The following is a 20,165-nucleotide window of genomic DNA, read 5'->3' as shown; positions in this document are numbered from 1 at the left end:
GCCGGAGAATCTGGTCGCTGAAACAGGTACGCGCCAACGTGTTACCTGTTGTCAGGCGGCGCAGACTCGCGTATATCGTGTACAGCTGGTGCAACCCGCGGATGGCCTCCCAGCTCCGCGCAGCAGCTGTTCCCTCTGGAGGTGAAAACCTTCATACCTATGGGCCTCGGCTTCCGACGGCCCATTTTTCTAGCCTGCTCGAAGGCACCCTGCGGTGTAACCGCCCAGCGGCGAAGCTCGAACGACCGGTGCCAACATCTTCGAGCTTTGTCTCCAGCGCATTGCCGACCCTCGGGTTATTGTTCTAGAGACCTGCCATCTAACTAAACCGACGCGTCCCCGGAGTCCGAAATGCACATCGAACCGCAACAGCGAATATACGTCTGCTTTTTTCTCTTCGCGGTTTCCATGGGAGCCATGCTTTCGCGCCTTCCCGATTTGCAGGACGCTCTTCTGGTTAACAAATCCGAACTTGGCCTGACTCTGATCGGAGCAGCAATCGGCGCATTGATCTCTCTTACTTTGTCATCGCCGCTCGTGGCACGTCTCGGAGCACGCACCACTGCTTTCATCACTGTACTCGGAACGTCCGCACTGCTGGCGCTCGTCCCCTGGATGAACGCAGCACCCTTGGTGTTTGGCCTTCTGATATGCGAAGGGCTGCTGGCGGGGGCGCTGGAGATCAATCTCAATGTTGAAATCGACCGCATCGAGGCCCAACTTGGCAGGGGTGTGATGAACCGGGCCCATGGGTTCTGGAGCCTAGGTTTCTTCGTGACCGCGCTCGTCTCTTCGGCCGTTCGCCAAGCCGGTGTATCTATGCAGGTACACCTCGCGCTCACGTTCACCCTTGTCCTGATCATCGGAACCATTGCAATCGCGGGCATGAAGAACGCACCAGCCCGGGTCACTCGTGAACCCATAGAGGCAGGGCATATTGCGTTGCCCACACTCGGTTTACTACCGCTCTGCGTGATCGGTATCGCCGCGTTCCTCGTCGAAGGCGCGGGCATTGATTGGTCTGCCATCTACATGCGTGACGTCTTCCACGCAGAGCCGTTCGTCGGCGGGTTGGGGCTAACAATGTTCACATTCTTTATGGCGTTGACCCGACTATTCGCCGATCCTTTCGTTGACCGCTTTGGATCGCGCACGGTGGCTCTTGTCCTTCTCGTTCTTTCAGCGGCGGGGCTATTTTCGGTTTGGATGGCGCCACATCCTCTTGTCGCACTCTTCGGATTTGCGCTCATGGGGGGCGGATGCAGTGCGGTCTACCCCCTTGCGGTCTCTGCAGCAGCCCAGCGCACCGACAGGGCGGCGCACGTGAACGTGGCGGCGCTTGGACAGATGTCGTTCGTTGTGTTTTTCCTCGCTCCACCCATGCTTGGTGTCGTCGCAGAGCACGTCGGTATTCGCGTATCGTATTTGATATGCATCCCTGTCATCGTCACGGCGCTCTTTTGTTGCAACGCTCTTGCTCCACGCCTCAGGTTTTTTGCGGCTTGAAGGGTGTTCTTGGCCACACATACGGAAGCCGATAAAAAGATGTTCACTGTTGACCAACTTCCCATCTATCGGCGTGCGGCGGACCTAACGAGCATCCGCCTGGCTTTCATCACCCCAATGTATGACAACCCAGCTAGGCACCCCGCGGCCAGCTAGATTCACCGTTGTAAGAGCCCCGACCGCCTCGCTAAACGACTGACCGGGTGACAAGTCGAGCGCTGTGAGGCGTCACGCCGCCATCTTCCGTTGTAGCGACACTCTGGAACGGCCCCAGGAGTTGAGCATGGCGGCGGACTTCGCGCTGCTTCCCGAGAGAGGAAAGATCTACCTGGCCTAAGGATGATTTTTCCCAGCGGTCTATCGTCGCGCGTTCAACGCCATCCCATTGCGGTGCGTTTCTCACCCCCTGGGCTTCCGCCCGACAATCTTTGCGAAGTTCGTCCTTGGCTCTATCCAGCTTCGCTCGTTGCACCTTGGAGAGTTGCTGTCCTGCGCGGTTGATATAGAAGCTCAGCATGGACATGGCCGATTGGAAGGGACTTGCTTTTCGACGCCGGCTTCGTTCGGCCGACTGTTTCAACGAGTTGGCGATCTTCTTGGCACTCGGCTGCTTGAACACACCCTCCTCAAGATCCATCGCGTCGCTTTTATCAGTCACCTCTTGCGTAAGCGCTCATTTCCATGCGCCTTTTCGCGTTGAGTTCTCTGCCGCATGAAGTGTCCACTTGAAATAGGTGGACACCAAATATGAATGACGAAGAGCAGAAGCTGCGTGTGCGGTTGGTGGGGCGTGATGGTCGGCGGCGCTATGATCCAGGATCAAAGGCGCGGCTTGTTACGGCTTGCCTCCAGCCTGGTGTTTCTATATCAGGCCTTGCGCTTGGCCATGGGGTCAATGCCAACCTTCTACGCAAGTGGGTCAAGGAGGCCAGGGAGGCTGGCTTGTCGGCGGTATCTGCAAGCTCGCCGTTTATCCCGGTCGTCGCAGCAGACGGCAGCCTGCCTGTCGGGATGCGCTCGCTGGATATACCGGTCGCGTATGGTGAAGAACAACCGGCATCACTGGAGAAGACGGCCCATCTGTCAGGTTTTTCCAAAATCAGCGCGTTGCTGCCGAACGGCGTGAAGCTTTCGCTGGAATGCGGTGATGTGGATGCGTTGACGGCGATCATCGGAGCTCTGGGTCATGTTCAGACTGGGCGCTGATATCAAGGTTTACCTGCACCGCGAGCCGATCGACTTCCGGGCCGGTATCAACAGCCTTGCGGTCCTGGTGCAGGAGGTGATGGAGCTCGATCCGTTTGCGCCTGCGGTCTTTGCCTTTTGCAATCGCCGCCGTGACCGGATGAAGCTCCTGTTCTTCGATCGGTCCGGTTTTGTGATGGTGCTGAAGCGATTGTCGGAAGACCGGTTCCGATGGCCACGTCGGGAGATGATGGTGGTAACGCTGACGACCGAGCAATTACACTGGATTCTCGACGGCATTGATATCGACGCGATGGTCCGCCATCCGGTTCGGCAATACCAGATCGCCGGCTGACAGTTCTCGACGTCTGCGGTTGACGGGGCGAAACGGTTCAGATTCAAGAATCTGATGATCCGACCCGGCGAACCCACTGTTGAGGAGTTGATGGCGCGCATTGCGGCGCTGCAGGCGGAGAACCGTCAGCTCACGGAACGCGTGGTCAAGCTCGAGGAAGAACTGGTGTTGGCGCGGCTTCATCGTTTTGCGCCGAAAAGCGAAAAGCACGTGGACCGCCTCTTCGATGAAGCCGAGCAGGTTGCCGATGAAGACGACGCCGGCGGAGACAATGGGGAGGTCGTCGACCTGCCGGACACGGGCTTTGCGGCGATCGAGAAGCCAGAGGGCAAGAAACGTGGCCGCAAGCCCCTGCCGGAACATCTGCCGCGCGAGCGCGTCGAATATGACCTTGCCGACGACCAGAAGGCCTGTCCTTGCTGCCGTCACCAGATGCATCGCATGGGCGAGGCCGTCACCGAGCAGCTCCACATCGAGGTGAAGGCCAAGGTCCTGCAGAATGTGCGGCTCAAGTATGCCTGCCGCCATTGCGATCGCACCGGGATCAACACGCCTGTTGTCCTTGCGCCAATGCCCGCGCAGCCCTTGCCGGGCAGCATCGCCACGGCCTCGACGCTGGCATTTGCTCTTGTTCACAAATATGTCGATGGCACGCCGCTCTACCGCCTGGCCCAGGCCTTCGAGCGCGCCGGCGTTCCCGTCAGCCGCGGTGCTCTGGGCCATTGGGTGATCGGCTCGAGCGAGAGGCATCTCTCCCGCATCTATGACGCGCTGAAATCGCGGCTCAGGTCTCAAGCCATCATCCATGGCGACGAGACGACGGTCCAGGTGCTGAAGGAAAAGGACAGGGAGGCCACCAGCACATCATTCATGTGGGCGTATCGGAGTGGAGAGGACAGCGACGAGCCGATCGTGCTGCTCGATTATCAACCCGGCCGCGGCCAGATTTATCCGCAGGCCTTCCTCGGCGATTACCACGGCATCCTGATGAGCGATGGCTATTCCGCCTGGCGCACGCTGGCAGGGGCCACCCATCTGGGATGCATGGCGCATTCCAGGCGTCGCTTCGTCGATGCCCTCAAGGCAAGAAAGAAAGGCGGCGGTCCGCCGGAGCAGGCGCTGAAATTCTTCGAGCAGATCTACCGGATTGAAAGCCAGGCGCGCAACGCAAAGCCTGACAAGGGCGAAACGCAAGCCGATTGCATTCGCCGTTTCCGCCAGCAACACAGTGTCCCCATCCTGAATGCTCTCAAGGTATGGCTCAACGACATCGCCCCGAAGGTCTTGCCCGACAGCAAGATCGGCGATGCCGTGTCCTATACCCTAAATCAGTGGGACTACCTGACGCGCTACACAGAAGACGCCAGGATGCCGATCGACAACAACCTACTCGAGCGCGATATCAGAATTTTTGCCACTGGCAGAAAATCCTGGCTGTTCAGCGACACCGTGGACGGAGCGAGGGCCAGTGCCGTCGTCTACAGCCTAATGCTGACCTGCCGAGCTTGCGGCATCGAACCCTTGGCCTACTTGCGCCACGTGCTTACCGAACTGCCGCAGCGCGCAACAGATTCCGACATCACTGATTTGCTGCCCTTCAACTTCGCCAAAACTACCGCTGCCTGATCCGATAGGGCCGTCACAAAGCGACCCACGTCAAATGGGCCACGTCAACGCGCATGGAAATGAGCGCTTACCCTCTTGCGACCATTTCCTCTTCTTTTCCTTTGGCATTTCGACTGCTCCAATGCGGGCGGCTCACCGATGCTAACCGTGGAAACGTGCGAAGGTTCCATCTCAAGATCCGCGGGCTGGATGTCACACGGGATGTTCGTTAAGCGCAAAATGCTCCACCTTGAAATGCCGCTGAAGTTCACGATGAACGACTTCAGTGTTGGCGGCGGATGTCGTGGTTTTCCATCTGATGTCGAACACCAGCAACTGCTGGGCGTCGTGACGAGTGCGGCTTGAGACGAACCGAACCTCGCAATTATAGGCGCCGAGCACCTGTCTCAGTTCCGCAGCGCCAAGAGTTCCATCGCCAAGGATTTCAACCGTGGCCCGCTGCCGCCTTGCAAGCCACTGATCCAGGACCTGCATCGGGGAAAGAAAGAAAAAGGCGACTGCGGTACCGACAACACCGATGCCCAGTTGTCCGCCGCCAAAGCAAAGGCCGATTGTGGTCATGGCCCAGATGGTTGCAGCGGTTGTGACGCCAGTGACGAAGTTTCCTCGATGCAGAACCGCGCCACCGCCGATGAAACCCACGCCGGTTAGCACGCCAAGCGCAAAGCGCAGAACGTCCATACGTGCAAAGCCGGAATGTTCGTCATTTCCCTCCACCACCAGCAACGCGTTCGCCTGCAGCATGGCAAGGCAAGCCGCCAGGCCGACGAGGACAGTCGTTCTGAAGCCAGCGGCATGCCCGCCCTTTTCCCTGTTGATGCCGATGAGGGAAGCCGCGACAATGGTCAGCAGCACGCGCAGGAGAATGTCCGGCCAGGTGAGTTCCTCGGACATTCTGTTCAGCACAAGAACCCATGGATCCATTGTCATGCCTCCGGAAATGCTGCCTCAATGCAGGCGATGATCACCGGCCGGGCACCAGCGTCGATGGTAAATCACTCATCGCCAAGAGCGCTGTCATGCAAGCGGCCATTTGATTGGGTCCGTTTCCAGCCAGATAAGCCCGCCATCGTCGGAATGTTCCGTCCACCGCGCTTTGAGGCCGAGGAGACTGCGTGGCTCCGAGGGCTCAATCCTGTAGCGGGAACGAAAATGAACTGAGTTGCATTGTTTCGGTGGAAGGAGACACCATGTCCTTCGATCCGAATAGCGACTGGCATCACGATGAGGAACTAAGGAAGCGGAAGAATGAGCAACATCCACCATTGTTTTGGTGGTCGTGGCTTGCGATTGCCGCTGTCGGAATCTTCATCTTGATCCTGACCGTCTCGTTTCGCTGAAATCGTGCCACACCTCAGTTTGCCTGCAGCCGGTCCCACGGTCTCCGCCTTGTTGGCCCGTCCCGTCTCAACGCTGCTCCCGCAGACCGGACGCGGTCCGTTTCGAGAGCTTAACGGCCGACTGATAAGCTGACCTTGTTCCTTCGGCTTGACCGCGTGCTGGAGCGGACTATGCATGCTCAAGAAGCGTGGCGACAGCTTTCAGGTCATCGACGAAGCGCGCTCTGCTTTGCCGACCGGCCGGCTGGTCGAGCATTCGCAGTAGCGCCGAGGGATGTATCGTGACAAACACAGACAATCCGGCCGGCGAACGAAGGACGGAGCCTCGGTCGCGAGTGACCTTTGCTTGTGGCCCGAGCAAGGAATAGACCGCCGTCGCACCGAGCGCCACGACGAGTTTCGGCCGTATGAGGCGCAATTCTGCTGCCAGCCACCACGCGCAGATCTGAACCTCTCCCCTGGTCGGTTTGGCGTGGATGCGTCGTTTGCCGCGAGGTTCGAACTTGAAGTGCTTTACGGCATTGGTGACGTAGCAGGCATCGCGTTCGATACCCGCTTCCTCGAGACAGCGATCCAGCAGCTTTCCCGCGGGGCCAACGAACGGTTGCCCGGCAAGATCCTCCTTGTCTCCCGGCTGCTCGCCAACGAAGACAACTTTGGCACTGGTCGGACCTTCCCCAAACACCAACTGCGTTGCGTGTTTGTAGAGGTTGCATCGCCTGCAGGTCGTTGCTTCCCGATGAATCTCGCCCAGATTCGTACCCGATGCACCTGGTTGCGCCAATGTCGGGCCGAGCAGTTCTGCCATGCCTGTTCTCCTCCGTTGACACTCAAGGTCCGCGGATAGTGCCGAAATCGCGACCACCGCAGACCAGTGTGATCGCTGTGTGGCGCAGGCAAGGTTAAAACAATGGGCCGGCCGCTTCGTTCCAGGATTTCTGGGGCGTTGCCTCAATGTGCGCTGGTCTCGGTGACGTATCGCGTGGGCCGCAGGAGGTTTGATGAACGGCAGATGAACGAAACGGGCGCGGACGCGTTCCCTCACCAGGAGATGGAATGATGTTCATGCCCCAGTTTAATGGATCCGCCCTGATTGGAGAACGTGCCCCTTTCGCTTCTCTTGCTGACGAGATTTGGTCAGCAATTGCCTATTGCGGGGTTGCAGAAGATGTGGAGCTATCGGTCGTCGAGTCCGCCGGTGCCTTCTTTTTGGAGGGACAGGCTCCGAGCCAGGCAGTGGCGGATCAGTTCCTTCAGGTTGCCCGCCGCTGCGCGGGCTCGAATGTCTTTTCCTGGATGTCCGTGCGCTGATCGCGTTGCGCTCGATGGTGGTCTGAGAGCAGAGTAGCCCATAGGTGGAGTGTGCCGTGAGCGCAAAGATTAGTCTCGTAACCGGTGGGGGCGACCGCGATCGTTCTCGCCAGATGACGGATCGACGTCGCCACGATTGACCTCGATCGAACGCATGCGCGGAAACCGTCGCCGCGATCACCGACCGTGGTCGCGAAGCCGGACGCTCCCCTACTAAGAAACGGAGTCATGGACGGCCTCTTCGGGCCGCGGAGCGTCCTTCCAACCCGGTGGGTCATCATAGACCGAGTCCCTTTTTGAGGGCGGCGGCCTGCATCGTCTCGATCGGTGCGTGCGCCGCCAAAGACGAAAGCTCTGCCCGCAACCGGAACCATGTTCGCAATTATCCGTCAGGCTCTGTTCAAGGAAACAAGGGGGCGGTTTAATTCTCGCAACTGCGGGGCGGCATCATTTCGGAATGCGGGGGCGAATTGCCTCGGAATCTGCATAAGAGCTATCCTTGTATTTGGCGATGATGCCTTCCAAGTCGTGCTCGCAGGCAGCGGCGAAGATTCGCGGCCGTCGCCTTCAATCTCTTCGGAGAGGCGGATAGCACCCTGTTCATCCTTCAGAAGCGATTTGAGGAATAGAAGATCGAAAGCGAACATGATCAAGGCGCCGGAGTTGAGTTTTGCGCCCCCTCCCACCGAGCGATTGCTGAAGTCGGCCGAAGTCCGGACGGCGCCCTGCTCGTCGAGTACGACGGCCTCGCCGTCAAGGATAACGGAAGCCACTCCAAGGCGTTTGGCGTCAGCCTCGATCGCGGCCGCCAGGGACCTCTGCTCGATAAGGAGCGGGAACAAATTCCAGCGTCGAGCGTTGACCCCCGCTTTGAGAAATGAAACCCCTCAAGGCCAACTCTCGACTGTGGCCCTCGCAACCGCGACAGCGGGGGTACTTTTTTAAAGACGGCTCGAACTGACGGTGGCAGGATGGACGGACCAACCGCTCGAGAAACGGTTGCAATAACGCGGTACCAAGAAACTCGAACCGCCGTGATGGCGCTCCTCCCCAGGGTAAACGCCGTCCTCAATCTATACGACATCGGACAGCCATTGATCGCCCAGGGATTCACCGAAACCGAGATCCTAGATGTACTGATCAATCTGACACACCAGAGGTTCATCGAACTTCTTCCCGGCAATCAGTTGAGAGTTCTCAGAAGCCCGACGTGCGCGCGCTCAGAAGCGCGGAAGGATGATCAACTCGCGGGCCGACCATTTGGGCCTCGGAACTAATCCTGGATAGTGGCGTTTAACCGAGGATGTCGATACCCTCCGACATCACCTCAACTGGCAACTGCCCGAGGCTCTGCGTCCCCCCGGTCGCAGGGCCTCATCCGTGACGGCTTTGAACATGGAAGACCTACGTTTCGACAGCTTTCGCTATGGATTGGCGGCCCTTCTGATGCGCTGCCCACGTCTTCGTCCCTATGCCCATAGCGCCCACCGGTGGACCGTAGAAATCGAGGAATATGGCGACGCAGTCAGGCTCCGCGACAAGTTGCGTGCTGGGGGCGGCAATAAGATGCTCCTGGAGGAATACGAGCAAATCTGCATAGAGCTTGAGGAGGAGATGCAGTCCTATTTTGGCGCTTCCGCCCTCGACCTGCCGTGACGAATTCTCTCCCCATCCTACTGCCATGAGCGAATGATGACTCTTGTGCCAACGATACCCTTCCTTGGCATTCTTGGGACGACTTCAGGTAAACCTCCTCAAAGCTAGCCTGAAGTTTCAAGGGTGTCCTGCCGCAAGGCAGGATGGGCTGAGGGGCCAGGTTCATGACAGCGATCCCCAGCGCGTACGCCCAGCTGCTGAACCTTCCCCTCGCTTTTTCGCTAGGACCTTGGTCCGACTAGCGATTCCGGCAGATCGGCGTAATCTATGGTTGTTCTGTCTCTGGCGAGTGGGACAAGAAGGGAAGCCCTTGCCCCATCCCCAACCCGCAAGGGCTTCCCTCCAGTTCACGCTCGCCCACGCCTTACAGGCCTGCCGAGATCGTGCCTAAGTTTGTTCCTCTCCTACCCACGATGCGACAGATGACGTCGGCAAAAGTGACACCCAGCGCCATGCTCCCGATGCCAATAACCCCGATCGCCCCTGCCCATCAGCTTCCAACGCTTCAGGTCATCGGTGACTGGACGCATTTCCGAGATGTCTTCCTGAACGGCAGCTACATTTCCTTCCACCTTTCCGACGCGATCAACGAGTTGATCCATGCGCTGATGCATCGTTGCCCGGCTTGCGTCCGACTTCACTTCTGACGCGCGGAGGCGTCACGGAGGTTGCGCACTTCTGCCGGAACTTCACCCATTTGCTGGTGCGGATGGCAGTTGGCTTCAGGACCAGCACCAGCGTCGGGCGCGCTAAATGCTCGACGCGATCGTCGAAGCCGTTCATGCCGCCATTGGTCTTCGTAGTGATCGTCGCCCTGATCGGCGAAGCGATTGAGGTTGTGGCTGCCCCAATACCAGAGCGGCACCAGCCCTTCCCATGGGTCGTTATCGGCTAGATCCGGATTGGCGACGAAGTCGGCCGGGTTGAAGCCCTTTGCCTCGGACCAGTCGTAGAACGCCTGATCGTTGGCTTTGCCGGTGAGCTGCACGCCGGTGCGACCCATATATTTCCGTCGCCATCGAGCGCCGGCGTGTTGCCGAGATCCGCGCGCGTGTCGTAGCAGGCCCGCGCCGGCGTCGGTCCCCAGATCTCGCGATCGTATCGGAAGTCGCCGCTTTCATGCATAAGCTGCGCCAGGTACTGCACCACGCGGTGCACGCGGTCCATGCCGAAGTCCTCGCGATAGCGATCGAGCGACACCAGGACGGATTTCATGTTGGCTTCATTGACAGACTGGAGAGCGGTCGCGCGGATGTGCTGAGCCGTAACGAGTACGTTCATTTGTTTTCTCCACAGATTGTGATGATTGCCGTTTTTGTTAAGCATCAAAAGACGAGCGGCGCCGGTTAGGGCGGTTCCAGCAGATAAACAAATAGACCTAAAGTATAATACCTAAGTCCATCTGGCATAACCCCGAAGACAGTCTAAAATTAACCGCATCATGTCTCGGTGAATACAGCTGTAAGTCTTGTGTTCGGGATCTCATCCCGCGCGGTTATTCGGGATCCCGATTCCTTTTAAAAGGAGTGTCAGGATGTCTCACTTGAATGATCCCAATCTGCCTCGCAATACCGCGCGCCGGCGTTTTCTGGGGGTGGCCGCCGCTGCCGGTGCTCGTTTCGCGAGCGTGGCGGCCATTGCCATGGCGGCTTCGTCAGCGAGCGCGGCGGGCTTGCATTTGGGATGGCGTAACGGCGGCGGCCCCGGCAACTCCGGCGGCAACGGCAACTCCGGCGGAGGCGGGAGCAGCGGTGCGCAGTGCTTCCTGCGTGGTACGTCGATCCTCACGGATTGCGGTGAAAAGTATGTTGAGGATCTTCGGATTGGCGATCGCGTCGCTCTTCCGGGCGGAGACACCCGCGCGATCAAATGGGTTGGTCGCCAAGTGTTCAAGAAGGGCGGCGCGCATTGGTATGACGGCGTAGTGCCGATCCGAGTGGCGCGCCATGCGCTTGACAGTCGCACGCCACATTCGGATCTCTACCTGTCGCCTGGCCATGCACTATTCCTGAACGGCGTTTTGATCCGTGTGAAGGATCTCGTGAATGGCACGTCGATCGCGCCAATCGCACCCACTGACGACATGACGATCGAGTATTACGCCGTCCTGCTCGCGACCCACGAAGTGATCCTTGCGCAGGGCGCTGCGGCGGAGACCTTCAATCCCTCGGACAGCAATCGCGAAAATTTCTCAAACTTCGCGGAATACGAACGGCTATATGCCGGTGAGGCGCGCGTGGAAATGACCTCCTATGCGACAGTCCTTGGCGAGGAAGGCGGCTGGCAGCACCTAAAAGCTCTTCTTCTCCTCGGCGCTTCTCCTTTGGTGCCGATGTTCGATCCATTCGAGGACGCTTGCGACAAGATCGATGCCCGAGCCAAGGAGTTGTTTTTGCGTTAACTCGGAAACACCCTGCGGCCAGGATTACGCACGGCGCCGCCTCGAACCCCTGGGTTCTGTGTGTCGTTCTGTCTACGGCCAGGCCGCCGCTGCAGCGGCGGCCGCGGCCTCTTCGACCGTCCCCGTCGCCTCAATCGCAGCCTTGGTGCCGAGACGAACGGCCTCGATCGCTCCGCCGATGATCTGCCATCGAAGGAAGGCCTCGTTGACGATGGTGGCGACCTCCGCGAGCGTTGGCGCCGTGATACCCACCTCAGCAGACAAGAGCCGAAAGTCCGACGGCTCAGGTGTGCTTCCGGCATCAACGCGGCGATATAGCGCTTCGCCTCGTCAGACTTTACTGGTAGGTCATCGCCTGCCCAGCGCCGCCAGTGATGTACTTCAGGCGCTCTGTTTCGGCTGCCTTGTCAATTTCGGCCTTCAGATTGGCTTACGTGGTCGCGAGATCCAGTGCCGGTGATCTGAAAGCAATGACTTCCGGGATCGGCTTCTGGCAACTCCTCTTCAGCGTCTCGGGCTGCCAGACGGCATACAGCCCTTAATGGAGCCAGTTTCATCCCTCTCAATATAAGGCAATAGAGAATCCTCCCGCGCGGGTACACAAAAGCCGCCTCTCAGAGGCGGCTTGCGAAGAGCACGATCGGGGTTATCGGCAAGGTCGAGACGACGATTAGGCCGATCAAAGCCGGAATGATCGGTTGTGATTTTATGAACCGGACAGATGCGGCATCACACTATTGCGTCAGAGCCCGCCAGCATCTGGGCGGGCTCATTTTTTCCTCAAATTCTGAGGCCAAGTTACCGGGCTGGCATCGGCTTCGGCCTCTGAAAGCGTGGCTGCTGCTGCGATGGTCTGCTCCGGGGTAACGCCACCAGACAATGCTGCCTGAGATGTGGCAGATGATGGCGTCGCCGCGACAAGAGGCTTTGTCACTACGCAACGATTACAGAATTCGCTGAACGCGCCCTTCCCTGCTCCCCTTCGATAGCGACGAATCGACCTCGGCGCGATTGCGCCCGGATCGTTTGGCGTCGTACAACGCGCGATCAGCTTTCTCGAGGAGATTGCCGGGATCCTCCGAAGCCGAGGTGGTGAAGGAGACCCCGATGCTGCCAGTAAAGCGCAAATAGGTCCCATCCACGCTTTGGGTTTCAAGCTGCTCTATTTTCCTGCAGACGAACCGAGCATATTCAAGCGCGTGATCGGACGAAGGAGCATCGTACACGACCACGAATTCCTCACCTCCGAACCTGGCAGCCAAGGCATTCGAAAGATCCGGTATGTTTTCAAGGAGGCTAGCGAGCGATTTGAGACAGCGATCGCCGGTCGGATGTCCGAAGCGATCGTTGACCGATTTAAAGTGATCGATGTCAATGAGCAGAACGGCTGTGCCCGACTCCGGCGACGACCTCTGAATCGCCGCGGCCAGAAACTTCTCGAAAGTTCTGCGATTGGCCAGACCCGTCAGAGGGTCTTTCTCGGCGAGCGCCTGCAGAACGACATTCGTGCGGCGCAGTTCACTAGCCGCATTCCCATAAGAGATGATTGCGTCTCCAATCAACGCCAGCTCTTTTAACAGCGGCCTGTTCGTTTCGACAAGGAGAGGTTCGTCTTTCTCGATCCGTTTAAGGTTGCTGATTGCAGCAACGATTGGAACTGCAAAGTGCCGGCGGGCTAGTAAAAGCAAAAGAGGTACGGAGAGGGCGGGGATAATGAGAACAATGATCACGAGATTCCGCACTGCGACCGCGCTCTTTTGAATGCCTCCGGCGATTTCGTCCGCCACGAGAGCGGAGTTGCCACTGACCTCCTTGCCCATCATTTCAATGATGCGCATCGCCTCCTCATAGGCGACTAGATCCACTGTCGATTTGCCGGATCCTGGAGTACTCTGATCACGATCTACTTCGTCCCGGTTTTTCTGGTGCGCAGCTGCGATCGTCTTGGCGAGGCTGGCCACCTTGCGAGAGCCACCAGTCAGGGTGGCTGACCCATCAAAACCGAAGCCCTGAGCGAGAGCCTGGATTTGCAGCTGAAGCTGTCGTTCCAAACGGCGGTCGTTGGCGAGGAAAATCGCTCGAACGAGGGATGACATCCTTTCGATCTTAACCGCGTTGCGGGTCTGCGACAAAATCAGCGGGATCTGTCGCTCGCGCGTTACAATCGCCTCATTTTCGATACGAGTCAGTAAGAGCCCCGCGCCTGCCGCAGCAATCGCCGAGTAAATGACTACCACAAACAAGAGAATGCGCCCCACAGATCGGAGAGGCATGTCGCGAGACCTCGATAATCGGGTATCCAATTGGCCGCCCTAATAGATGCTGAAGGGAAAATAGTGATCGTTGATCTTGTCGTAGGTCCCATCAAGTTTGATTTGCTTGAGCGCATCGTTTACGCGAGCGATAAGCGGACTGTTTCCCTTTCTCGCGGTGATATGCGCTGAGCTTTGAAGAAATTCGCTGGAAATGGGATCTCCGACGTAGCCATACGCAGAACCTGTGGGCGTCTCCATGAAGCTCAAAAGTTCAATAGCATCGCCGATCAACAAATCGGCCTTCTTTTCTTCGAGCAGTTTTTGAGCTGACGGCTGATCCTTGGCCAAGACAGGAACGCTTTGTTTGTATGCTTGCTTTGCGTAGTCAGCCTGGATTGTTCCCTCGGCAGCGGCGATGCGCGCGCCAACCAAAGCTCCTGGAGAACTGTCGGTGAACTTTTCTGCGTCCCCGATCAAAACCGAATGCGAGCGATAGTATGGCGCTGAGAATTCGACGCGGGCGGCACGCTCCTTCGTGTATGCCATGCTCGCCACGATCAAATCATAGTCGTCGGATTCCAGTCCCTCGATTATCTTGGACCATTCGACGGTCTGGAGCGTGCAGTCAGCGTTAAGCTGCTTGCAGAGCGCCTTTGCGATATCGACATCGAAACCCTTAAGGGTACCGTTCTCATCGACAAAATTGAAAGGGGGATAGGCCCCTTCGGTAGCGATCCGGAGGTGCTCGGTAGAATGGGCGACAGAGGCGCCGAGTAGAAGACCTAAGGCGAGGACCACATTTCGCATCATCACGTTTCTCCTTCAGCGCAACTATGATGCGAAATGACTAAGGAAATCCTGAAATGACCGCTCGGAGTCGAGGAAATTTGCGACCTCCCATCGCGGTTTCAGCAAATTCAATGATCTACAGCACCTCCAGCGGCGCTTGCGCCAGGTGGCTGTCGCGGGCGGACCACAAGGAACCGGGCGGGACGATTTAAAAGTGTTCCGGATGACGGGCTGCTCCTGCGCGAAGACCATGGGATAGTAGCGGCCATTTCTTCGCCCTGGATGAGCGTCGCCTGTAATGGGCTCCTCCCCACTTCGAGACTTTCGACAAGCGGCCGCTATGTCTATCGTCTTGCTTACACGATCGTTTCGCCGTCACTTGCGTGTCGCGCCGAGCCTTGCCAGAACCTCACCTGGAATCTGATACCGCTTGATGACATCCTTATCATTGTGGAGCCCGCAGATCTCGCGCTGGATAAACAATGCCCAGACGGCGTCGGAGGCCTCATCGAGGAGGGTTTGCCGGTCAGTCTTGTGATTGTTTTCCGGCGACCACGATGCAAGCCTGGCCAACGCGGCTTCCATCTTGCGACCCTGGCGACCCAGGGCGTCCGCCCGCGCGGAGGCAAGCTCGTATTCCAAGGGATTTAACCCGGCGCTCGACTGCCCTGAGAGTGATCGTGGCGGCCTGAGACTCACGATTGCCTCCTTTCCTGGATTTTCGTTCAAATGACGTTGCTTGGTAAATTTGCGTTGTGAACGGACTTCCCAGCCCTACCCAACACGCTCAATTGGTATGACATGTTTCGCTCTTCCCGCCGACGGTCAGGGTGGCTTCATTGCCCTGGATCCAGAACTCCATATCGTTGTTGGCATAGCGGCCACCATCGGCTGAGGCGAGCTGCGGCAGTCTGATCTCGCCCGATGCGCCCCAAAAAGGCGAGCACGACACTGCCGGGCGAAGCGTCATGCGATGAAAGGCTGCATGAAGACGCGTGCCGGTTGCGCACTCGTATTGCGCCTCCGTAGAGAGTGCCTTGGCCGCCGAGATCGCGAGAGCAGCAAGCGCGAACATCATGGTCGTCTTCGCAGTCATCATGCCTCCCTCGCCCGACTCTCAATCAGCACCCTGCGTCCAGGTTACGGGTCGCTGCCACGGTCGGCACGCCAGTCTAACGCCGCAACGCTCGTCAAGAAAGGTATTCGCGTCGTCGGCGTTCGGCCCCGAGCGGGCCGTCGTGGCGCGGGGACGCATCAGGACTTGATAGCCAAGCGCAGTTGCGCCGCGCCAGCGAGTTCATGCAGGAGCACTGCGGGCGCAATATCCGTCTCCAGGAACTGGCCGAACTGACGGGGCTGTCCCAGTCGCATTTCAGCCACTCGGTCAAGGCCTCCACCGGCGTAACGCCACATGTTGGCAAATGAACGCCAGGCTTGAGCTTGCCAAACAGCTGCTGCGCGATAGCGATCAAGGCCTCACTGCCATCGCAGTGGAAACAGGCTTTCCGACCAGGCACTTCACGCGCGTCTTCCGCAAATATGTCGGAACGACACCGGCGCGCTGGAAACGGTCGAAGTGCGAGTGATGCATTTCACAAAGATTTGCCCACAAATTTTGGAATTGCCCAAAATCGTTCAATCGCCGCAGATCAGACCAAGCCCGACCATTAAATTTGACTTAATCGCTCACCTTATTCGAGTTGGCGCCTGGCAGGCGACCGGCGGGCCTATGAGCAGGGGTGGTGCCTGACGCAACTGTTGTCCCCGGCTTTTCCGACCTTGCGCCGACAGGAGCAGCCACCGCGCTCATTGGCGGCCCGCTCCTTTTGTTCCTGCTGCCACGCGTCCATGGCCCCTCGGCTATCACCGCAAAATCGCCTGGAGCTCTGCGACGCGTATCGCGACCATCGCTGGCACTCCTGCTTTTCTGCGCTCTCTTCTTGGCTATGCTCGCGGCCGTTCTTCCTGTCGGCCCGACCGATGGCGGCTGGTAAATTGCCGTTGGATCGCTGCGTTCAGATCTTCTGCCGTTCAGGCTGCCGCGAACTGTCATTGCAGCCGGAGCTGCTGCGATGCTGGGTGCTGCCGGCTTCATCATCCAACGGGTGACCGGCAATCCGCTGGCAAGCCCTGAAGTGCTCGGTGTCTCCTCTGGCGCCGGGACGACTGACAGTGACGGTATTCATTTTCGCCTTCCCTTCGCCGCCGATCATGATCGCCGGTATGGCCCTCGGAGCACTCGCCTCATTTCTGGCCATGATCGTCATTGCCCGGCGAGCCGGGATGTCGCCTGAGGCGCTCTTGCTTGCAGGCGTCGCCATCAGCTTCCTTGCAATCATAGGCATGGTGCTCGCGCAGGCCGACATTGCGCAGTTACATCCTGCTGACCTGGCTATCCGGTTCGACAAACCGCGCCGGCGCTTTGGAGGCCTGGACCGCGATCACTTCGCATTCTATTCTGACAGCGCCGCTCTTCCTGATGACGCACTGGTTGACCATCTTGCCACTTGGCGCCGGGGCGGCACGCAGTGTCGGAATGAGCGTTACCCCAACGCGTCCGCTGCTTGCCGTACTCGCGTCGCTCATGACGGCGATCTCTTCTTTCCTCATTGGGCCACTTAGCCTTACGGGATTGATCGCGCCCCAATTGTCCAGGCTGATCGGTTTTCACCGTAGCCGCGATCATTTGCTCGCAACCATGCTGATCGGCGCCTGCCTGCTTGTCCTAGCCGACGGGCTATCACGGATCATCATTTATCCGTATCAGGTTCCGGTCGGACTGTTCGCCGCCCTGATTGGAGGGCCATATCTTCTGTGGATTCTAAGCCGAAAGGAAACACGCGCCTCTGCATAGTGCCGGTGGCCAGAGGCGCGCATGCGATTTGCCCGTGCACACGGTCACATCGACCCTCCTCAGGTTCCGTAGCGTCAGGTCGATGTGTCCAAATGCAAGCACAACCTCAGCTGTCAAAGCAAACCGATTGATTAATTGATCACTTCGATTACGCGGTGCGTATGCGGATCGACGATTACGCGCTTCTTGTTCACCACCGTGTAACCGTATGCATCATTGCTGGGGATCGTGTGGATTTCGACTGAGGACGGCAGCTCACTTCCCACGACGATATCGCCATCGTAAACAACGGATGGGACCTGCTGTTCAGTTATATAGGTTCTCACCTCGCCAGGCACGGTCACAACCGTGGTCTGGGCCATAGCCGTACCGGTTAGCATAAGCGCTGCCGTTGCAGCTGTTACGAGAGCTTTCATAGCTACCTCCATATGTCTGAAAGGGTGAACTCCCTTTCCACGTGAAGGTTCCCCGGCAAACAGGACGGGCAGCTGCCCTCCAACCTCACTGCAGTGTTCGGCTTCCCCCCTCGTCAGGAGACACGTCAGCCGTCAAAAGAAGCTTGTCGATTCTGCGCCCATCAAGATCGACGACCTCGAATCGCCAACCGTTCATCGCAAAACTCTCGCCAACCTCCGGCAGGTGCTTCATTTCCTCCAGCACGAGACCCGCCACCGTCTGGTAGTCCCTGTCGTCATCAACCTGGAACCCCATGAAATCCGCAAACTCGTCGATCGGCGTCCAGCCGGACACAAGATAGCTGCCGTCGTGGCGGCGTACGATCGCCTTCTCTCCAATCGAGTCTTCCTGGACCGCGCCCATGATCGCCTCCAGGATGTCGCCGGAGGTGATCACGCCTTCGAAGTGGCCGTATTCGTCATAGACCAGCACCATGTGGCAGGGTGAACGACGAATGGCCTGAATGACGTCTAGGGCACCCGACAAGTCTGATACGATCGGTACCTCGCGGGCAAGGGTGGCAATGTCGACATGACCGGACGACGCAAGCGCATCGTAGAAGTCCTTGGTCAAGAGCACGCCGATGATCTCGTCGGAGCTGTTCTTGCGCACCGGCAACCGTGCCTGCGCGCTCCGACGGAGCTGGTCCCGGATCTCTGCAAAGCCATCCTCCACATCGATCACCTCTACATCGCGGCGCGGCGTCATCAAGGCTCTGGCACTTCGATCTGCCAGGCGCATGACACCAGAGATCATCGCCGACTCTTCCGTCTCGATCACGCCTGCGCTGTGCGCTTCGGCGAGCACAGTCTTGATTTCTTCATCGGTGACGACGTCACCGGACTTGCCCGACTGCCCGAGAAGTCGAAGGATGGTGCGACCGGACGTGTCAAGCAGCCAGACGAGCGGCGCGGCCAGGCGGGACAAAAACACCATCGCCGGGGCGACCCTGCTGGCAACGGCTTCCGGTGCGCGAAGAGCGATCTGCTTCGGCACCAGCTCGCCGACAATCAACGACAAGTATGTGATCGCAACGACGACCGAGCCGACCCCGAGCGCATCGGCGGCTGTCTGTGACAAGCCGTGTGTGCCTAGCCAGCCGGCCAGTCGCGCACCAAGCGTCGCGCCCGAGAATGCGCCGGACAAGACGCCAACGAGGGTAATGCCGATCTGAACGGTGGATAGAAAACGTCCGGGGTCCTCACCTAGCCGGATGGCCATAGCGGCCCCGCGGCTTCCCTGATCGGCGAGTACTTTGAGACGAGCCGGCCGCGAGGATACGACCGCGAGCTCGGACATGGCGAGAACGCCGTTCAAGATCGTGAGAATGGCAACGATTGAAATTTCGAGAAGCAAAAATGAGGACCTTATTATTTCAAACTATCCGAAACATAGGCATTCTCCCACAGAACGCCAGCTACCAGCTAGTCGCAATAGATGTTTCTTTGGGTTCTCAAGATTGCCATTACCGGTGTTTGGTTCGCCCGCCTGCGAACACATTCGAGGTTTGAGCTCGCTCCGCCCTTCACCTCGATCTCGGCTGCGGCCCAGTGCTGATAAGGGCGGCGGAAGGTCGGAACGTGTTCCTTGACCGCCGGTAGCGCCTTATACGGTTTGTGAGGTTGAGATCGGTACCGGAAAGCGGCCAAGGAAATAGAAAATCGATTTGCAAATCGATTCAATCGAATCCGAGCAAGCCGATCCGATCGATTCACGACCCTCGGCCACTCACCTGAAAAGTGACGCAGGTTCGCCTGTGTCCGCGATAGTTGCGTTGGCGTTGCCCATGCCATCATGCTGCTCGCCTGCCCAGGCGAGCGGTCCGTCTCGCCATTTCTCGCCTGAAAGCATAGGCACTGACCGGAACAAGGATGGCGACAAAGGCCAGCGCGGTCAGCAAATGCAGGTGAAGCTGCAGCCGCCCTAGCAATGCTTCAACCGCACATCCGGCAACGAAACCAATCGCGGTTATCAAGAAGCCCCAAATCAGCGCGGCAAACGCATTGAGTATGACAAACCTGCGCGCCGAGACACTGGAGATGCCGATCGCAACGGGGCTGATCGTTCGGATGCCGTAGATGAAGCGAAAGGCCAGAATGAAGCCCGTCGGATGCGCTTCGAGCAGTCGCGTCACCCGCGCAATCGGTTCCGATCCAAGCTGTTTCTGAACATAGGACCACTTCGTGGCATATCGACCCGATAGAAAAAAGAACTGGTCCGCAGCAAACGATCCGAGACATGCAGCCAGCGCGACCTGCCAGTATGGAATGAGCTGCCGATGGGCGAAGATCCCACCCAAAAATGCTGCCGTTTCGCCTTCAACAGCAGCGCCAAGAAAAACGGCCAGGAGGCCGTATTCACCGATCAGCTTTTCGAGCAATGGCTAGCCTCCGCGCGGGCGACGAGCACGCAACCTGCCTTGAATTGGGGT

At 58.4% G+C, this 20,165-nt stretch carries 20 protein-coding genes and 4 pseudogenes; 11 read left to right on the top strand and 13 right to left on the bottom strand.

The genetic code is table 11. The features are described from left to right. Positions 1-351: 351 nt before the first annotated feature. Positions 352-1,506 carry an MFS transporter gene (locus tag WGT02_RS27900; RefSeq protein ID WP_208247687.1) on the top strand — a complete coding sequence of 385 codons (1,155 nt, stop codon included), beginning with the start codon at positions 352-354 and terminating at the stop codon, positions 1,504-1,506. 399 nt (positions 1,507-1,905) lie between these two features. Here the strand turns inward: WGT02_RS27900 and WGT02_RS27895 are convergent. Continuing rightward, positions 1,906-2,143, bottom strand: a pseudogene (locus WGT02_RS27895) (DUF3175 domain-containing protein). 110 nt (positions 2,144-2,253) lie between these two features. Here WGT02_RS27895 and WGT02_RS27890 point away from each other — a divergent pair. The 3 genes from WGT02_RS27890 to WGT02_RS27880 are packed head-to-tail and all read left to right on the top strand — an operon-like array spanning position 2,254 to position 4,672. After that, positions 2,254-2,712: a transposase gene (locus tag WGT02_RS27890; protein ID WP_208245161.1), complete on the top strand. Its 459-nt coding sequence runs from the start codon at positions 2,254-2,256 to the stop codon at positions 2,710-2,712. Next, a complete protein-coding gene (tnpB, locus tag WGT02_RS27885; protein ID WP_208245162.1) occupies positions 2,693-3,046 on the top strand; it encodes an IS66 family insertion sequence element accessory protein TnpB in 354 nt (117 codons plus the stop codon). The genes WGT02_RS27890 and tnpB overlap by 20 nt, the downstream gene beginning before the upstream one ends. Before the next feature lie 54 nt (positions 3,047-3,100). Continuing rightward, positions 3,101-4,672, top strand: a complete 1,572-nt coding sequence (locus WGT02_RS27880; RefSeq protein ID WP_208245164.1) for an IS66 family transposase — start codon at positions 3,101-3,103, stop codon at positions 4,670-4,672. A gap of 192 nt (positions 4,673-4,864) precedes the next feature. Here the strand turns inward: WGT02_RS27880 and WGT02_RS27875 are convergent, their stop codons facing one another. Both WGT02_RS27875 and WGT02_RS27870 read right to left on the bottom strand, forming a co-directional pair. Next, the gene (locus WGT02_RS27875; protein ID WP_208247685.1) at positions 4,865-5,596 is read right to left on the bottom strand and encodes an MgtC/SapB family protein; all 732 of its coding nucleotides are present in this window, start codon (positions 5,594-5,596) and stop codon (positions 4,865-4,867) included. Positions 5,597-6,181: 585 nt separating this feature from the next. Continuing rightward, positions 6,182-6,820 carry a UdgX family uracil-DNA binding protein gene (locus WGT02_RS27870; protein WP_208247683.1) on the bottom strand — a complete coding sequence of 213 codons (639 nt, stop codon included), beginning with the start codon at positions 6,818-6,820 and terminating at the stop codon, positions 6,182-6,184. Between the two features lie 248 nt (positions 6,821-7,068). Here WGT02_RS27870 and WGT02_RS27865 point away from each other — a divergent pair, with 248 nt between their 5' ends. Next, a complete protein-coding gene (locus WGT02_RS27865; RefSeq protein ID WP_208247681.1) occupies positions 7,069-7,323 on the top strand; it encodes a BON domain-containing protein in 255 nt (84 codons plus the stop codon). A gap of 486 nt (positions 7,324-7,809) precedes the next feature. Here the strand turns inward: WGT02_RS27865 and WGT02_RS27860 are convergent. Further along, positions 7,810-8,126 (bottom strand): annotated as a pseudogene (locus WGT02_RS27860) (ATP-dependent DNA ligase); the annotation flags it as partial. A gap of 592 nt (positions 8,127-8,718) precedes the next feature. Between WGT02_RS27860 and WGT02_RS27855 the strand changes: the two are divergent. Next, positions 8,719-8,979 carry a hypothetical protein gene (locus tag WGT02_RS27855; RefSeq protein ID WP_208247679.1) on the top strand — a complete coding sequence of 87 codons (261 nt, stop codon included), beginning with the start codon at positions 8,719-8,721 and terminating at the stop codon, positions 8,977-8,979. Positions 8,980-9,343: 364 nt separating this feature from the next. On the opposite strand, the pseudogene WGT02_RS27850 reads toward WGT02_RS27855, so the two are convergent. Further along, positions 9,344-9,676 (bottom strand): annotated as a pseudogene (locus tag WGT02_RS27850) (DUF1515 family protein). A gap of 422 nt (positions 9,677-10,098) precedes the next feature. Between WGT02_RS27850 and WGT02_RS27845 the strand changes: the two are divergent. Both WGT02_RS27845 and WGT02_RS27840 read left to right on the top strand, forming a co-directional pair. Then, a complete protein-coding gene (locus WGT02_RS27845) occupies positions 10,099-10,329 on the top strand; it encodes a hypothetical protein (RefSeq protein ID WP_208247677.1) in 231 nt (76 codons plus the stop codon). 184 nt (positions 10,330-10,513) lie between these two features. Beyond that, positions 10,514-11,380, top strand: coding sequence for a Hint domain-containing protein (locus WGT02_RS27840; protein ID WP_208247675.1), 867 nt, complete (start codon positions 10,514-10,516; stop codon positions 11,378-11,380). A 72-nt stretch (positions 11,381-11,452) separates the two neighbouring features. Here WGT02_RS27840 and WGT02_RS27835 read toward each other — a convergent pair whose 3' ends face one another. The 5 genes from WGT02_RS27835 to WGT02_RS27815 form a co-directional block, all read right to left on the bottom strand. Then, on the bottom strand, positions 11,453-11,644 hold the full coding sequence (locus tag WGT02_RS27835) for a hypothetical protein (RefSeq protein WP_024318515.1): 192 nt from the start codon (positions 11,642-11,644) through the stop codon (positions 11,453-11,455). Between the two features lie 680 nt (positions 11,645-12,324). Next, positions 12,325-13,617, bottom strand: coding sequence for a GGDEF domain-containing protein (locus WGT02_RS27830; protein WP_225040190.1), 1,293 nt, complete (start codon positions 13,615-13,617; stop codon positions 12,325-12,327). A 75-nt stretch (positions 13,618-13,692) separates the two neighbouring features. Further along, positions 13,693-14,445, bottom strand: a complete 753-nt coding sequence (locus tag WGT02_RS27825) for a transporter substrate-binding domain-containing protein (protein WP_024318517.1) — start codon at positions 14,443-14,445, stop codon at positions 13,693-13,695. A gap of 354 nt (positions 14,446-14,799) precedes the next feature. Then, positions 14,800-15,123 carry a DUF6665 family protein gene (locus WGT02_RS27820; protein WP_024318518.1) on the bottom strand — a complete coding sequence of 108 codons (324 nt, stop codon included), beginning with the start codon at positions 15,121-15,123 and terminating at the stop codon, positions 14,800-14,802. Positions 15,124-15,211: 88 nt separating this feature from the next. Then, positions 15,212-15,523, bottom strand: coding sequence for an MliC family protein (locus WGT02_RS27815; protein WP_339151229.1), 312 nt, complete (start codon positions 15,521-15,523; stop codon positions 15,212-15,214). A 176-nt stretch (positions 15,524-15,699) separates the two neighbouring features. Between WGT02_RS27815 and WGT02_RS27810 the strand changes: the two are divergent. From WGT02_RS27810 to WGT02_RS27800, 3 genes and pseudogenes are all read left to right on the top strand, one after another. Further along, positions 15,700-16,010: pseudogene (locus WGT02_RS27810) on the top strand (helix-turn-helix domain-containing protein); the annotation flags it as partial. Positions 16,011-16,496: 486 nt separating this feature from the next. After that, a complete protein-coding gene (locus tag WGT02_RS27805) occupies positions 16,497-16,718 on the top strand; it encodes an iron chelate uptake ABC transporter family permease subunit (protein ID WP_318246571.1) in 222 nt (73 codons plus the stop codon). Between the two features lie 71 nt (positions 16,719-16,789). Then, entirely contained in the window at positions 16,790-17,278 is a 489-nt protein-coding gene (locus WGT02_RS27800; protein WP_309475137.1) for an iron chelate uptake ABC transporter family permease subunit, read from the top strand. A gap of 131 nt (positions 17,279-17,409) precedes the next feature. Here the strand turns inward: WGT02_RS27800 and WGT02_RS27795 are convergent, their stop codons facing one another. From WGT02_RS27795 to WGT02_RS27785, 3 genes are all read right to left on the bottom strand, one after another. After that, complete coding sequence (locus tag WGT02_RS27795; RefSeq protein WP_024318523.1) at positions 17,410-17,694, bottom strand: DUF1236 domain-containing protein; 285 nt, start codon at positions 17,692-17,694, stop codon at positions 17,410-17,412. An 85-nt stretch (positions 17,695-17,779) separates the two neighbouring features. Beyond that, positions 17,780-19,090, bottom strand: a complete 1,311-nt coding sequence (locus WGT02_RS27790; protein WP_024318524.1) for a hemolysin family protein — start codon at positions 19,088-19,090, stop codon at positions 17,780-17,782. 436 nt (positions 19,091-19,526) lie between these two features. Beyond that, positions 19,527-20,114 (bottom strand): DedA family protein, encoded by a 588-nt coding sequence (locus WGT02_RS27785; protein ID WP_208247671.1) that lies wholly within the window; start codon positions 20,112-20,114, stop codon positions 19,527-19,529. Positions 20,115-20,165 lie beyond the last annotated feature (51 nt).

Origin of the sequence: Rhizobium sp. T1470, assembly GCF_042140505.1 — a bacterium.
Lineage (GTDB): Bacteria > Pseudomonadota > Alphaproteobacteria > Rhizobiales > Rhizobiaceae > Rhizobium > Rhizobium favelukesii.
The sequence above is the reverse complement of the archived record's forward strand: the minus strand, read 5'-3'. Positions and strand labels throughout refer to the sequence as shown.

Coding starts and splice junctions, on each gene's coding strand:
- WGT02_RS27900 (WP_208247687.1), top strand. CDS start 352: ATGCACATCGAACCGCAACAGCGAATATACGTCTGCTTTTTTCTCTTC.
- WGT02_RS27890 (WP_208245161.1), top strand. CDS start 2,254: ATGAATGACGAAGAGCAGAAGCTGCGTGTGCGGTTGGTGGGGCGTGAT.
- tnpB (WP_208245162.1), top strand. CDS start 2,693: ATGTTCAGACTGGGCGCTGATATCAAGGTTTACCTGCACCGCGAGCCG.
- WGT02_RS27880 (WP_208245164.1), top strand. CDS start 3,101: ATGATCCGACCCGGCGAACCCACTGTTGAGGAGTTGATGGCGCGCATT.
- WGT02_RS27875 (WP_208247685.1), bottom strand. CDS start 5,596: ATGGATCCATGGGTTCTTGTGCTGAACAGAATGTCCGAGGAACTCACC.
- WGT02_RS27870 (WP_208247683.1), bottom strand. CDS start 6,820: ATGGCAGAACTGCTCGGCCCGACATTGGCGCAACCAGGTGCATCGGGT.
- WGT02_RS27865 (WP_208247681.1), top strand. CDS start 7,069: ATGATGTTCATGCCCCAGTTTAATGGATCCGCCCTGATTGGAGAACGT.
- WGT02_RS27855 (WP_208247679.1), top strand. CDS start 8,719: ATGGAAGACCTACGTTTCGACAGCTTTCGCTATGGATTGGCGGCCCTT.
- WGT02_RS27845 (WP_208247677.1), top strand. CDS start 10,099: ATGCATAAGCTGCGCCAGGTACTGCACCACGCGGTGCACGCGGTCCAT.
- WGT02_RS27840 (WP_208247675.1), top strand. CDS start 10,514: ATGTCTCACTTGAATGATCCCAATCTGCCTCGCAATACCGCGCGCCGG.
- WGT02_RS27825 (WP_024318517.1), bottom strand. CDS start 14,445: ATGATGCGAAATGTGGTCCTCGCCTTAGGTCTTCTACTCGGCGCCTCT.
- WGT02_RS27815 (WP_339151229.1), bottom strand. CDS start 15,523: ATGATGACTGCGAAGACGACCATGATGTTCGCGCTTGCTGCTCTCGCG.
- WGT02_RS27805 (WP_318246571.1), top strand. CDS start 16,497: ATGCTGGGTGCTGCCGGCTTCATCATCCAACGGGTGACCGGCAATCCG.
- WGT02_RS27795 (WP_024318523.1), bottom strand. CDS start 17,694: ATGAAAGCTCTCGTAACAGCTGCAACGGCAGCGCTTATGCTAACCGGT.